We start from the raw sequence: 14,363 nt of genomic DNA, 5'->3' as shown, positions 1-14,363 counted from the left end.
GGAGACCGTCATGCAACGATGTAAAACAGCCCTGGCAGCCTCCATGGCGCTGGCCATCACCACCCTGGTCGCCTGTGGCGGTGGCGGCAGCAACAGCACACAAACAACGACTGTGTCTGGCAAGGTCATGGATGGGTACATCGCCAACGCCACAGTCTGTCTGGATCTCAATACCAACTATCGTTGCGATGCTGGAGAAGCAGCAACTACGACTGATGCTAACGGTAACTTCATACTCACTTTTAACGGCAGTGCTACCAACCGGATCATTTTGGCAGAGGCTTTTGCCAATGCTAAGGATGCGGACGATGGAGGCAAAACCCTGGACGAAGCAGATCGCCATGGCTTTACCTTGGCAGCGCCGGCTATTCAGGCCACGGTTATTAGCCCACTAACCACCTTAGTTACTCTAGACTTGCTGGCGAATATCAATGCGCCAATAACTGACGCCAGCATTGCCGCCTCCGCCAAGAACGTACAAACCGCACTGGATAATGCCGACCCAATTATGGGCGTGGATTATATCAAGTCAGGTAATGTGAAATTGCATCAACTGGCAACCGTTATCACGTCAGCTTTGGCCGAAACCTACATGAAGGCGGATACAGCGGTGCGGGGTGCTGCGTCGGAAACGCTGACCGACCCGCAGTTTATAAGGCAGACGGCATACAAAGCTTTTCTTGATGGACTTTATACCAGCCTGGGGTTTGTGCTGGATTTCAAGAGTAGCAATCCTCTGAAGTACCCCCTGGCAGCAGCAAGAACCAACGTCATGACCGCGATAGGTTTTCTGAGAGTCACGGGTAGTGGCGCTAATACTGGCCTGGTATTTGTTATGCCTGATAGAGAAACATATTTGAACAATCTCTCCTTCCACGAAAGTGCATGTCCTGTGAACTTAACGGATCTTGAGTGTTTTGTGCGTCAAGAGTTTGTACATTAATCAAGCTATCGGGGCCTGAAATCATGAAAAAATTCTATTCTTATTTGGTGCCGCCACTGCTGGTTGTGCTCGCGACTTTATCGATGCAAGTTTCAGCAGCCGAGACAGGGAATGACTGCACGAGACCGGGAAATGATCCACAATATTGGTACGGTACCCTCAATAATGCGTTGGACGTAACTGTTATTCTTGTAATACCCCGCGACCAATGGCAATGCGCAGATTGGCTCGGGACAAACACCCCTGGTCAACTCAACTGGTTGCGGCTGGAACCAGGTCAGTCGCACAAATTTTCAATGTGGCTTATGCCAAAGGGCGCTGCAAACAGTTCCGTCAGCCTTTTTACCATGCAGGTTAGATTCCTAACACAAGCGGGCGGCGGTTTTAATTTGCGCAATGAACGAGTAGGTCTCAATACTTTTCAGGGAATATGGTTGAATGGAACAGACGCTTTTATTTATACGTACAACCCAAATCGATGGGTCTATGTCAACGAGGCACCGGTCGATAATGGCAGCATACCCCTAAGCAACGGTAAGACTGCAACCATATCTTATGTAACTGGGTATATAAATGTCCCCGGCGGAAAACTACCACAATACCCCAGTGGCACCATTACCTTCAAATATCAGTGAGAAACATTGTGATGAGGAAGGTTGTAATTATTATTAGGTGGGCACTGTTTGTTTTGCTCGGCTTTGTTCCCATGAGTGCATCAGCAGAGACAGGCAATACCTGTGTCGTTCCGGAAAAACCATTGAACTGGTATGGGACACTGAAAAACGAATTGGATCTACCGATTGAGATTCGGATACCGCGAAACGAATGGCAATGTGCTGATTGGCGGGGCGTAAATACGCCAGCAATACTTGATGGCGTTGTATTGCAACCTGGAGAGCAGAAGCAATTTGTATTGGGGTTGAACGTTTTAGCAACCCAATGGAGTGTCGCACCCTTCACCATGCAAGTGCGATATAAGCTGTCAAACTCAATGTATGTTGTCCACAATGAACGGGTTGGTCTTAACGATATTAGCTCAATGTCAGCAGCGTACCTCTACGTGTATAACCCAAATCAATGGGTCTACAAGAATTCACCGCCCGTTGATCAAGGTGATATCGTCGTGAGAGGTAAGGTTTCGACCATACGCTACACGTCTACAGACAAGGTTATAGGCCAGGACCTTCAAGTAGGTGGCATCGTTGCATTTAGATATCGCTAATGACTGATGCAGCATTTTCTGGGGCTGCTCTTTCTAACACTGCGTGTAATGAGTTTAACTATCTCACCCCAACCGAGATCTGCAGCATCAGAGAAGTATTGCCTCTTGAGAAACCGATTAATCAACAGGTTTTGCTTCCTGGCGGGAAAGAGGATACCAACAGAGCCTTGATTTTAGCCGCGATCAGCGACGGCCTCGTGTTCCTTGATAACGTTTCACTTGCAGATGACAGTATTGAGCTCATAGAAGCGCTCATCAACCTTGGCGTTGAAATTACGCTTGAAGGCAGGCGCTGCGCAGTTAAGGGAACCTCCGGTAAATTTGAGCCCTGCAGAAGCCATGTTTATTCCGGAATATCCGGGACTTCTAGTAGGTTTCTCACGGGTTTGTCCATGCTTGTTCCGGGCCAGTTTATCTTGGATTGCGGACCACGAATGAGAGAGCGCCCAATGGCTGACCTGATCAACGCCGCAAGAAACCTTGGAGCTAACATTAGGTGCGTTGAGTCAGAAGGTCATCTTCCAGTACAGTTTAACAATGGTCCTTCACCATTCATTCAGGGCGGCAGTATCAAAATGAGTGGGGAGCATAGTAGCCAATTCTTCACCGCGCTATTGCTGGTCGGTTCATGCTTTGGTAACGGTTTAGAGATTGAAGTCGTCGGCAATCAGGTTTCACGCTCATATATTGACATGACGCAATATAGTCTCGCTCAGTTTGGTATCCGGATGACAAATTCCAATTACCAACGTTACCTTGTACCGAAGACGGATCGAATTTTTTGTGAAAATTATCTGGTGGAATGTGATGCCACCGCCGCCACCTACTTTATGGGCATTGCTGCAATCACAGGCAGCAAAGTACGTATAGGGAATCTTTCAGTGAATTCACCCCAAGGTGATGTGAGATTTCATCAATATCTGGAACAGATGGGATGCCTTGTTTCGGTCAATGTCGACGAACATTGGATTGAAGTGACTGGGCCCAAGGAGCTAACCTGTTGTCGTGTCGACATGCTGAGCACACCCGATTCTGCTCAAACACTTGCCGTGATCGCTGCTTTCGCCAAGGGAACGTCACGAATCAGCGGGCTACAAACACTGAGGTTTAAAGAAACAGATCGCCTCAAGGCACTAGAAACAGAACTCTCTCGAATGGGGGTTCGCGTGCAAACAGGCGTGGATTGGATCGAGATTGAAGGGTGCAAGCCGCATGGCGCATTGATCAAAACCTACGAAGACCATCGCATGGCAATGAGCTTCGCGATTGCTGGGGCCGCTATCAATGGCGTTAAGATTGGCGGCGCTGATACTGTTACGAAGTCATTTCCCGAGTTCTGGGCGACACTCGATAAAATTGGTGTCAAAACAAAGCTACAAGAGTGGCTAGTTTGAGGTTTACGTCATGACCATGATATCTATCAATGATGGGTTATTCATTCTCTGGATGATGGGATGCTTTGCCCTTATCCTTACGTCGCCGGGGAAGATCCCAAAAAACAATTACAGCAAGCTGATTGCATGGATCTTTTTGATTTCTTGCCTGACAACTATATGGTTTCATGAAACTGTCATTGATGTTTCTGAACTCAGCCCAATTCATGGGGCGCTTCTTGCTTTTGCTCAACTAGGTATACTAACCCTAACCTCAAAATTGTGGCTATCGATTAACTACGCAAAGCTTAGTCATGCAATAAAGTTGTTAATCTGTGTCGTGATCTATACCTGCCTGTTCGTTTCACTGTTTTTTTCGTATTGGCTCTATAAATTTTTCCCAGAAGCACAGTTGCTATTGTATCCATTGGCAGGCGCAGCGCTCTCAATATCGGCACAGATTCTTGAAGACCGCTGGAAGTGATTAAGACTAACGATGAAACAAAAGATACGACCTTGATGCGAACACTTTAATCAAAAAAAGCTTATTGATACTCATCCCACATTATCTTCTAGTCAAGGAGGTCTACAAGGTGGCTGTGAAATGTCAGTATTGCTCAGGAATCAGGCCCTAAATGTCAGGATTTGTCAGGGCTTTTTGTTTAATGAATGCGTAGGATTGTCTCCATTACTCATTAGGAGACCGTCATGCAACGATGCAAAAAAGCCCTGGCCACCCCTTTGGCATTTGCCACGCTGGCCCTCGTTGGCTGCGGTAGCGGCAGCGATAACAACACGCAAGCTAATTCGCAGCCCGTTCAAGCTGGAGAAACTCAAAACAGCAGGATCATCGTTGATGGTACCGAGGTTAAAAAGACCACGTACCGGGTTTATAGCGTTGCTGATGATCAAGGTACGCTGACAGATGCGCCGCTGGCCAATGCAACCGATGAAGCTAATCGTCCGCATGTGCTGATCGCTGAATCACATAGCCAAGCCAATCTTGCACCAGCCGCCGCCGCGGCTAGCGCTGTGAGAAGTGCTGCCTATGCAATCTCCGCGCCATCGATACCTATTCCCACAACTTTGGCTGAATATAAGATTTGCTATCACGAGTTCTGGAAGGGCATGCAGAAGCACTATCCTACAAAGGATAAGGCCTTCATCGCAAAACGACTTAATGACTTCAACATGACGATTGATGATCTCTGCATCAAGCAGGCCTCATCGAAGCTGACCATGGATGAGTACATCGAGATGTTCCAGGTCGTGCTCAAGTACTGGCCGAATGATCCGCAGATAGAGGGCAAGGTTGCGCGGTTCTTCATGAATATGAATGTAACGCCTGGCACATTCAAGCAAACACTCGTAAGTTTAAATTACACCTGGGAAGACTTCGCACGTCGACTTAGCAATGATAAAAAAGGCGTGACAAGCTTTGCTAATGACTACGAATTGTCCGATCTGGCGCTAGAGCCGTTTCTCAGAAACTACATGGCACAGCAGCAACCAGGCCCTGTGATTGCCATGATCCAGAACAAAATCCAGGCCATTACCAGCGCAATGGCCGATACATTGAGCCCACGTTTGCTAATGGCCGCAAAATCTAATCTGCAGTTGGCACAGGCGTCATCGGTTACCCCCTACACGGATGGTGCAAAAGCCGTCGTTGATGCCGCAGATAAAATTTGGGATCTGGGCGTCAAAATCTGGAAGTTCATTGATCCGGGCGATGCAAGCCTTGACGCAGCTAATTTGGCAAAGACGGGTGAAAGTCTAAAAAATAAAATTGTTGCGGCGAGTGTGACGGAGCCTGGCAGCTATGAATATGCAAAATCAAGCCAGACAAAAACTATCACTTTTTTAGGGGACTCATGGCGGGGTGTGGCCTATAAGGTCGATATGGTTGTTAATGCAGATTACGCTGCAACCAATCCGAATGTGGGTGGTCAATGGGTACCGAATTTCGGGGTGGTTGTGAAATCCGCTCAAGTTGACAAGGGTTACACAGTCAAGGGTGATGCCAAGGTTTCAAATGTCGTAAACCGAGGCTCACTAGCCGACCCGGTACCTGAAGCACAAATCGACCTCACACTCACAGCTTCAAACTGGACGGTAAATCAACAAACCTTCTCCGTGCTCGTAAATGGCTCCTCGGGTGCTTCGGTAAAGAATTAATAAGGAAGGGCAGATATCATGAAAAAATTAATGACATATAGCGCTGTATTAGCTTCAACGGCTTTCTTGGTGGGATGTGGTGGTGGTAGTTCGTCGAATACGCCTCCAGCAGGTACAAAGGCAACAGTTAATATTATAAATAAAAGTGAATCAACTTATTCACGCGCAATTTTGTTAGACCAAAATGGTGCTGTGGTCGCTCAGCAAGATATTAATTGCCAGCCGGCAACGGCTAACTGCGAAATATATCTAACAAAAAGTCTTGACGAACAACCCCTCTTGCTTGTGATTCAGGATAGCGAAGGCCATCTAATCCGAGCATTTAAAGCAACTGGTGTGCAGTTAACTGAAAGTCTGATCGATCCTTCTAATAATTCAACCGGCTTTTATTTAACGCAGCAACTGCAAAGAGGCTCCCTAAGCAAGGTGAATGTCCCCAGTAGTGAGGTCTTTGTACGTTTGAAACAGTTTTTTCAAAACTACCAGAGTCCAGATGGTTTCCCTGAATACAATGAAGAGGTTGGAGAATATTACGCAAAACAAAGATCTGCGAATCCTACGTTAACTGAAACACAGTTTCTTGAAGATTTGGCAAAGCGCTTGGCTAAATGGGATATTGCGAGTCCTGATGAACTTCCACAAAGCGGAAATGTGAAGCAAGCGAATCTTCATCCCTTAAAAATGGTTGCTAATGCACTAAGCGATTTGATTCATGGTCGTTATGAATTGGTTAAGCCTGCGTATGCACAAACGGTACAAAGTGGTTGTTCAGACGGATTGTCAACCTTTCTAAAGCTAGGGGGTGGTTCGGCTCAAGCCATACCAATTGCGGGCGGATTGGTATCAGAATTGTTCAATATTGCAACTGCTTCTTGCTCTACTGAAGACGAAGTTTTAGCGTTGATTAGCTCTAAACTCGATACGCTTCAACAGAGTGTTGATGGTGTTGGCGCGACGCTTGCTCAAGTTAAGTCATTGGTTGAAGCCAAGTGGATTAATGATCAAACGCAGAAATTCAGATCGAATAGAGATATGGTGGCTAAAGCCATTAAAAAATATAATGACTTTCTCGCTAACAACAAGATTAATGGTACCTCAGCCAATAATCTTGAACAATGGTTTTCTTCAAAAGGAGGTTATAAAGCAGCAACATCAGATCCAGTTGTCAAAGCGAGTGTTCTTGAAGTATTGACATCTATGAATACGGTCATGGATGAGATGACAAAATTGACATCGGACGCAAATCTCGACACGTACTATCAAGCGCTGAACAGCCAGTGTGGGAATATAAGCACCAATTCGTTCACGCCTGGTATGAATTTTGTTGCAAGGCGACAAGCATGCAATAACGTGCTATTTACAAATACAGCCTTGCTTATGGGGTCGGAGGCGATGGTGTTGCCGATGGCAAAGGACATTTATAGCGTATTGGATACTTATTCCAAATCAGAAGGCTCGGTGGTTTACAACGATGTTAAATTCCCATTTATATCATCTGATTTGACGTCGAAAGACAAGTCCTTAGAAATTACCTCCTATAACGGTGCCTTTGAAAAGATAAAGAGAATATTTAGGGCTCAACAGGATGAGTTTTTGAGTGATCTAAAAAGGGGTGTTGGTCACAAAGATGGCTATTTCAAGGCGTATGCAGGGTTGCCCGAGCCGATGTTGACAAGAATTGGTAAAGTATGTGGAAGCAAAGTCAATGGGCAATCAACTTTGGATCCAGCAATTGTTGGCTGGTATTCACCATCGGGCATAGAATCGGAACGATATGTTGTAACTAATTGTTATTTGATAGACGGTAATGCCGCAAATAACAACACGATGTCTCCAGTGAATGCCAAGTACTATTATGCGACCGGAAAAACAAAATACAATTATGAAAACCTCGTAAATGTGATGGGAGTTTTGGCAGACAAAACTCCGGTAGTCGTGGCAGATCTTAGGGATGGAGCGCCCGATTATACTTTCGAGAGATTCACTACAACCGAAAAAGGGTTGGTATTCTATGCGCCCAAGTTGTTGGCGTATAGTCAGTCAGGTGTAAATAGCGACGCTTACGTGCCTACATACAGTTCTACTGGGGCAACGAAACCTAACTATTTGTATAAGACAGATAATCCAAGTTTAGGTTACTATAAAGCCACATTGGACTCAACTCTGAGTGTGGTGCCGACATGGTTGTTGTTCAAAGATGGCGAGGGTTATCACCATGTAGTACTGCTGATATTAAACACAGCAACTGGAAAAATTATCTCGCTGCATTGTAAAACACCAGATTGCAGTGTGGGGGATGGGCAGGAGTGGCTTAAATTTAGTGATAGTGACCTTGTGGTAGATGTTTCATATATGAGCAATCATGCGTACGTTGATAATATGTACGTGTATCAGTTGGGGCCATTGAAATAAGTATTTGGACGTTGTATCGATGACCAATTTGAGGTTGCTAGTTTAAAACAAGGAGGCATAATGAGTTTATTTTGCCTCCTTGTTTTTGATTGACTCTCTTGTGGCGCATGAAATTACTTTAAAAGAGAGTAGTCTCTAGCTGACGGAAATCTTCCTGGTCCAATTTCGACTAGTTATTCCCAAATCTTTAATTTAAGCTGCAGCGACAGGGCTCCATGGACCCGGTCGCCCATGGTGGGGATAACAAACAGGTTGCCGCCAACCCATTTGCTTTCATAGGTAATGGCGGGGAGGGCGGCGGCAAACCAGCCGCCGTTATTCGTTTGTGGATAGCCGTTAAAGCCGCCGGCCACGAGACCGATGTTAAACGGGCCAATGCCAATCGGTTGCCAGTAGACGCCGGCATAGTTGGAGTAGGCGCGGTCACTGTTGTAAAAACGTCCGGCAGTGACCGAGGCAACGTTGGCAAACCGATATTCGGCACCATAGCCCCAGTTGTCGTTGTTGTAGCCGGGGTCAAAGTGATAAGAGATCATGCCGGGGTTGATCCAGAGCTGGTTACGGCTTTCGAAGTCATGCCAGGTCAGCCAGTCGGTGGTTGATTCCTCAGCAAGACTCGTTGCAGGATTCTGGCAGAGGGCAGTGACGAGTAATGCACTAATCAGGCGGTTTCTGGATGGCAGGGCATGCGAGCTTTTCATGGGTAAAAGTCTCTCATAAAAGCGCAGTAATTAGGCTGTATCCTGTAGAATTTACCTGTGTTTGATTTGGCGCTTATCTTTTTGAATTTACGCAAGTTTGGCTTGAAGCCAACCCTTTTTTCCCGCCAGGTATCCGGCGATTATGTGAGCCATGCAAAAGCATCGCTCAAACGGCTTGTTGCCCGAATTCGGGCACGTGACTTTTCAGCAGCGTCCTGGCCGGCTCGCCGCGCCGGGCTGAACGTTAAACCTGAAACACTATCCCGTTGGGTTATGGTGCTTTTAGTGCTGCTTGCCAGCGCCATTGGCGCTTACTGGGTGATGAAAATCATTCAGGTACCGTTCCCCGCGCCGCTCTCAGCCAAGGGAGTGGTTTTCTACGGCGCGGGCAATGAGCAATCGGTTCGCGCGTTGTTTGGCGAGAAAAGTTTTGATGCTTCGCGGTTGGCTTTACGAGGCCTGGTGATTACAGGCACCGAGGGTGGTGCGGCCCAGGGTATTGCATTGATTGAGGTGGATGGTAAACCGGCCGAGGCGATGTCGCCTGGCGATATGGTGCCACCGGGTATTCGCCTTGAAAAAATCTCACCGGATGGCGTGGTGGTCAGCTATCAGGGTAAGGAAATCAGTCTGCAGCAATCGTTTGATAACGCTTCAGGGAAAACCCCCTAAGGTATCGGTATGAATCTGAAATCTCGCACGCTTCTCTTGTTGACCCTGGCCGGGCTGTGGTCGGCAACATCGTGGGTTCATGCCCAGCCGGCTGATGCCCAGCCGATCCCGCTGCCCGGCGGTGGGACATCGGATGCATCAGGTCAGGCCAACACCGCCAGTATTACATTGGCTTTCCAGAATACGGATATCGAGCCGGTAAGTGCGGCCGTGGCCAAGGCTACGGGGCAATCGATCATTGTGGATCCGCGCGTCAAGGGTAAGGTGTCGCTGATGACGCCACGGCCAGTGACGAAGCAGGGGGCGCTGGATCTGTTTTCTTCGGCTTTGCGATCGGCCGGTTTTGCCCTGGTACAGGTGAACGGTATTTACCGGGTGGTGCCGGAGGCGGATGCCAAGATTCAGGGTAATACGGTGCTGACGCAAAACAACCCTGACGGTGATCAGGTGGTCACGCGGGTCTTCAAGATCAAGCAGGATTCGGCAACCAATCTGGTCAACGTGCTGAAGCCTTTGCTAACGCCCAACAGCTCGATTACCGCTAACCCGGGTAACAACACGATCATCGTGACGGATTACGCGAGTAATGTGAAGCGCGTTGCCAAGCTCATTGATTCGATGGACGAGCCGACGGTGGGTGATGTGCAGACGGTGCATCTACGCTATGGCGTGGCCATTGATGTCGCCAGTATTCTGAACAAGGTGGTAGAAACGAGCTCCAACCCGGCTGATGCGGCGGGCGGTAAAACGGTGGTGATTGCCGAGCCACGTAGTAATTCGATTCTGATCAAGTCTTCGAACCCGGAAAAGATACGCCAGATCCGCAGTCTGATTACCCGGATTGATACGCCGACCGCCAACAGCGGCAATATCTGGGTAGTGCCGCTGAAGAATGCCGAGGCTTCCAAGCTGGCAGTGACCCTGCGGGCCATCGTTGCTGCCGATAACACGTTTTCGCAGCAGTCGGGTGTGAGTAATACCGGGGCCGTGAGCGGCTCCACGGGCAATACGCCGCAGCCCCCGAATCAACCGAACATGCCTCAAGCAGCGGGTGCCCCGGGGCAATCCGGTTCGAACTCAATGTCGGCTGCGGCAACGAGTAGTCTGACGAGCACCAGTGCACCGACAACGGGTGGTCTGATTCAGGCAGATCCGCCCACCAACTCGCTGATTATTACGGCCTCCGAGCCATATTACCGGCACCTACGCCAGGTGATTGATCAGCTGGACAAGCGCCGCACACAGATTTACGTCGAGGCGATGATTGCAGAGGTTGCTTCAAACAGCAGTGCGCAACTGGGTATTCAGTGGCAAGGCATTATTAATGCGGGTGGCCAGAATGTGCCCTTTGGTGGGACCAATTACGGTGCGGGTAACCAGAACATTTTTGATCTGAGTAAGTTCTCGGCCTGTTTGCTGAATCCGGCAGCTTGTGTGGGCACGACGTCTGCTGTGACGCCTGCCAACGGCCTCAATGTGGGGATGCTGTCGAAGTTTGGTGGCAACTACAGTATGTCTGCGCTCATTCAGGCACTGGATACCGAGAAGGGCTTCCGCGTGCTCTCGACGCCGAATCTGGTGACCTTGGATAATGAAGAAGCACGGATCATGGTGGGTCAGAACGTGCCGATTCTGTCGGGTTCCTACACGACGAATGCGACATCACAGACAACCCCGTTCCAGACCTATAACCGGCAGGATATCGGTGTGCTTCTTCGGGTTCGCCCACAGGTTGCGCAGAATGGTACGGTGAAGCTGTCGGTCTATCAGGAGGTGTCGCAGCTTGAAACCCAGAATCCTCTGATTGTGTTGCAGCAGGGCTATACGATTCTCAAGCGAAATATTGAGTCAAACATCATTGTCGACGACGGTCAATTGTTCGTCATCGGCGGTTTGATTGATGACCAGTACAACGATATGTCTGATGGGGTGCCGTTTCTGAAAGACATTCCATTGATTGGTCAGCTGTTTCGGTATGACAGTAAAAATCGGAACAAACGGAACCTGATGGTTTTTCTGCGTCCCTACATCATTAAGGACGCCAAGGCGGGCGAGGAGCTGACAGCCAATCGCTTTGACTTTATTCAGGATAAGCAGGATGAATTCAAGCAGCTTCCGATGCTGTTGCCGAAGGAAAACCTGCCTACCATGGAGTCTTTCTCGAAACCACTAACGCATCCGGGTGCGGTACCGCATGCGCCGACCTTAACGCCGTAATAGTTTATGCAGCTTATACCTTTCGCATTTGCCAAGACGCATGAGGTGCTGCTGGAGCAGCAGCCCAATGCTGCGCTGCCAGTGCTTTGGCATACGGCAAATACGCCCTATTCAGTGATCCATGAGGTGTGTCGGGTCAACGGGCCGGTGCTGCGTCAACGGGTTGAGGCGGATCTGGTGCGCCAGAAGATCAACGAGAGCTACGCCAAGGCGGATCAGAATGCAGCACAGGTGGTGGACGAAGTCGGTGAAACGCTGGATCTGAGCAAACTGCTGCAGGAGTTGCCGGAGTCGGTAGATCTCCTGGAAACCACCGATGATGCGCCGGTGATTCGCATGATTAATAGCCTGTTGCGTCAGGCCACCCGGGATGGTGCATCGGATATTCATCTGGAGGCCTTTGAACGGCAGTCGATGGTGCGCTTTAGGGTCGATGGTAATTTGCGGGATGTTGTGGAGATGCGCCGCGATCTGCATGCGGCGCTGGTGTCCCGGATTAAGATCATGGCGTCGCTGGATATTGCCGAGAAGCGTTTGCCTCAGGATGGCCGTATTTCAATCCGTGTGGGGGGGCGAGCCATTGATATTCGCGTATCTACACTGCCCACCGCGCACGGTGAGCGGGTGGTGCTGCGTCTGCTCGAAAAGGATTACGACAAGCTCGATTTGCGTGCACTGGGCATGGCGGACGACACATTTGTCAGCTTTGACCGCTTGCTGCATAAGCCGCATGGCATTGTGCTGGTGACTGGACCAACCGGGAGCGGTAAGACGACCACGCTCTACGCCTCGTTGCTGAGTCTACGCTCCAATACAAGCAACATCATGACGGTGGAAGACCCCATCGAATACGATCTGGAGGGCATCGGCCAGACGCAGGTGAACTCCCGCATTGAGATGAGTTTTGCCCGTGCTTTACGCGCGATTCTGCGTCAGGATCCGGATATCGTCATGATTGGGGAAATCCGCGATCTGGAGACGGCGCAGATTGCGGTGCAGGCATCGCTGACGGGGCACCTGGTTCTGGCTACCCTGCACACCAATGATGCCCCTTCGGCCGTGACCCGTCTGATTGATATGGGTATTGAGCCCTTCCTTCTGGCATCCTCACTCCTGGGTGTTCTGGGACAACGACTGATTCGTTTGTCCTGCAAGGCCTGCCAGGGTGAGGGCTGTGATGTGTGTGGACAGGGTGGCTACAGTGGACGCGCTGGTATTTATGAGCTGATGCAGGTAACCGAACCACTGCGCGAGTTGATTCACGGGCATGCTGCAGAGTCCGAGTTACGAAAGCAGGCTTGTGTCGACGGCATGCGGACCTTGACCGAAGATTGTCAGCGTTGGGTCGACAGCGGTGCGACAACCCGTGAAGAAATGCTGCGCGTGACCGGCAGCGTTCATCTGGATTAGGCAGATAAGCCACTATGCCGCGATTCCGATTCGAAGCCATTACGTATGACGGCCAGACCGAAAAGGGTGTGGTGGAAAGTGATGCGCTCAAATCGGCCCGGCAACAGTTACTGTCCAGGGGCCTGGTGCCTGTTAGTGTGGAGCCGGATACGGCAGGCAGGAAAAAGACCGGGGTTTCATCCTTATGGTTTGGTCGCCAGGGGATTGCCAACGCCGATCTGGCGGTGGTGACCAAGCAGTTTGCGCTGCTGGTGCGCTCCGGTTTACCGCTGGATGAAGCGCTGGGCCTCCTGGCGGAAGAGTCTCCTAAACCGGCTACCCGTGCGATTCTGGCGGAAATTGTGCAGGAGCTGCAGTCCGGTGTGCCGCTATCGCGGGCGCTGGCCAGCCAACCGGCGACCTTTGATACGCTTTATCAATCGGTGGTGGCGGCGGCAGAGCACTCCGGGTTGATGGCACCGGTGCTAACCCAGTTTGCGACTTTTCTGGAAAAGCGCCAGGCTATGAAGCAGAAAGTGATCGCCGCCATGGTGTACCCAGTCATGCTGATTGGTGTGTCCTTTATGGTCATGACGGTGCTGATGGTCTATGTGATTCCCCAGGTGACACGGGTGTTTGAAAGCACGCGTCAGAAGTTGCCCCTGATGACCGAAATGGTGATGGGCATTTCTGAATTTCTCTCGCAGTGGGGTTGGTTACTGGCGCTGGTTTTACTGGGGCTCGTCTGGCTTGTGCGTCGTTTGTTACAGAATCGGGAGACCCGCCTGGGATTTGATCGGCGTTGTCTGGCAATGCCGGTGATCGGTCCGCTGATTCTTGCCTACGAAACAGCGCGTTTCGCGAACACCATGTCGATGCTGGTGGCGGCTAATGTGCCCATTCTTTCGGCGTTGAAGAGTGCGCGCGATACCTTGAAAAATACGTACATGCGTTCAGCAATTGATGCTGCCGAGCTGCGGGTGCGCGAGGGAAGTACGCTGGCCAGAGCCCTGGGGGTTCAGGGCGTGTTTTCGCCGTTGTTTGTGCATATGATCCGCTCGGGGGAAGCCACGGGTCAGTTAGCGGATATGTTGCGCTTTGGCGCAGAAAATGCCGAAGTGGATGCGGAACAGACCACCCGGATTTTTACCAGCATCCTGGAGCCTGCCATGATTCTGTTCATGGGGGTGATGGTGCTGATTATTGTGATGGCGGTGATGCAGCCCATCCTTGAAATGAACGCGGGGATTCGCTGA

Annotated in this window: 12 protein-coding genes; 11 read left to right on the top strand and 1 reads right to left on the bottom strand. The window is 49.9% G+C overall.

All coding sequences use genetic code 11. The features are described from left to right. Window positions 1-10 precede the first annotated feature (10 nt). The 7 genes from AC3GOJ_RS02250 to AC3GOJ_RS02220 all read left to right on the top strand — a co-directional run bounded on the left by AC3GOJ_RS02250 (window position 11) and on the right by AC3GOJ_RS02220 (window position 8,128). Complete coding sequence (locus tag AC3GOJ_RS02250) at window positions 11-943, top strand: hypothetical protein (RefSeq protein WP_488235834.1); 933 nt, start codon at window positions 11-13, stop codon at window positions 941-943. Between the two features lie 23 nt (window positions 944-966). After that, window positions 967-1,578: a hypothetical protein gene (locus tag AC3GOJ_RS02245; protein ID WP_488235833.1), complete on the top strand. Its 612-nt coding sequence runs from the start codon at window positions 967-969 to the stop codon at window positions 1,576-1,578. A gap of 11 nt (window positions 1,579-1,589) precedes the next feature. Next, window positions 1,590-2,165, top strand: coding sequence for a hypothetical protein (locus AC3GOJ_RS02240; protein ID WP_488235832.1), 576 nt, complete (start codon window positions 1,590-1,592; stop codon window positions 2,163-2,165). After that, the gene (gene aroA / locus AC3GOJ_RS02235; protein ID WP_488235831.1) at window positions 2,165-3,559 is read left to right on the top strand and encodes a 3-phosphoshikimate 1-carboxyvinyltransferase; all 1,395 of its coding nucleotides are present in this window, start codon (window positions 2,165-2,167) and stop codon (window positions 3,557-3,559) included. The genes AC3GOJ_RS02240 and aroA overlap by 1 nt, the downstream gene beginning before the upstream one ends. A gap of 10 nt (window positions 3,560-3,569) precedes the next feature. Next, the gene (locus AC3GOJ_RS02230) at window positions 3,570-4,022 is read left to right on the top strand and encodes a hypothetical protein (protein WP_488235830.1); all 453 of its coding nucleotides are present in this window, start codon (window positions 3,570-3,572) and stop codon (window positions 4,020-4,022) included. 224 nt (window positions 4,023-4,246) lie between these two features. After that, window positions 4,247-5,716 carry a hypothetical protein gene (locus tag AC3GOJ_RS02225; protein WP_488235829.1) on the top strand — a complete coding sequence of 490 codons (1,470 nt, stop codon included), beginning with the start codon at window positions 4,247-4,249 and terminating at the stop codon, window positions 5,714-5,716. Window positions 5,717-5,734: 18 nt separating this feature from the next. Continuing rightward, a complete protein-coding gene (locus AC3GOJ_RS02220) occupies window positions 5,735-8,128 on the top strand; it encodes a hypothetical protein (protein WP_488235828.1) in 2,394 nt (797 codons plus the stop codon). Between the two features lie 173 nt (window positions 8,129-8,301). Here the strand turns inward: AC3GOJ_RS02220 and AC3GOJ_RS02215 are convergent, their stop codons facing one another. Beyond that, entirely contained in the window at window positions 8,302-8,829 is a 528-nt protein-coding gene (locus AC3GOJ_RS02215) for a hypothetical protein (protein ID WP_488235827.1), read from the bottom strand. Window positions 8,830-8,973: 144 nt separating this feature from the next. Here AC3GOJ_RS02215 and AC3GOJ_RS02210 point away from each other — a divergent pair, with 144 nt between their 5' ends. The 4 genes from AC3GOJ_RS02210 to gspF are packed head-to-tail and all read left to right on the top strand — an operon-like array spanning window position 8,974 to window position 14,363. Further along, window positions 8,974-9,501: a type II secretion system protein N gene (locus AC3GOJ_RS02210; RefSeq protein WP_488235826.1), complete on the top strand. Its 528-nt coding sequence runs from the start codon at window positions 8,974-8,976 to the stop codon at window positions 9,499-9,501. Window positions 9,502-9,510: 9 nt separating this feature from the next. Continuing rightward, the gene (gspD, locus tag AC3GOJ_RS02205) at window positions 9,511-11,718 is read left to right on the top strand and encodes a type II secretion system secretin GspD (RefSeq protein ID WP_488235825.1); all 2,208 of its coding nucleotides are present in this window, start codon (window positions 9,511-9,513) and stop codon (window positions 11,716-11,718) included. Window positions 11,719-11,724: 6 nt separating this feature from the next. Continuing rightward, entirely contained in the window at window positions 11,725-13,128 is a 1,404-nt protein-coding gene (locus tag AC3GOJ_RS02200) for a GspE/PulE family protein (protein WP_488235824.1), read from the top strand. Between the two features lie 14 nt (window positions 13,129-13,142). Further along, window positions 13,143-14,363, top strand: coding sequence for a type II secretion system inner membrane protein GspF (gene gspF, locus AC3GOJ_RS02195; RefSeq protein WP_488235823.1), 1,221 nt, complete (start codon window positions 13,143-13,145; stop codon window positions 14,361-14,363).

The sequence above is a fragment of the Fluviibacter sp. genome (assembly GCF_057744235.1).
Note: the sequence above shows the minus strand (reverse complement) of the source record. Positions and strands in the feature narration are given on the sequence as shown.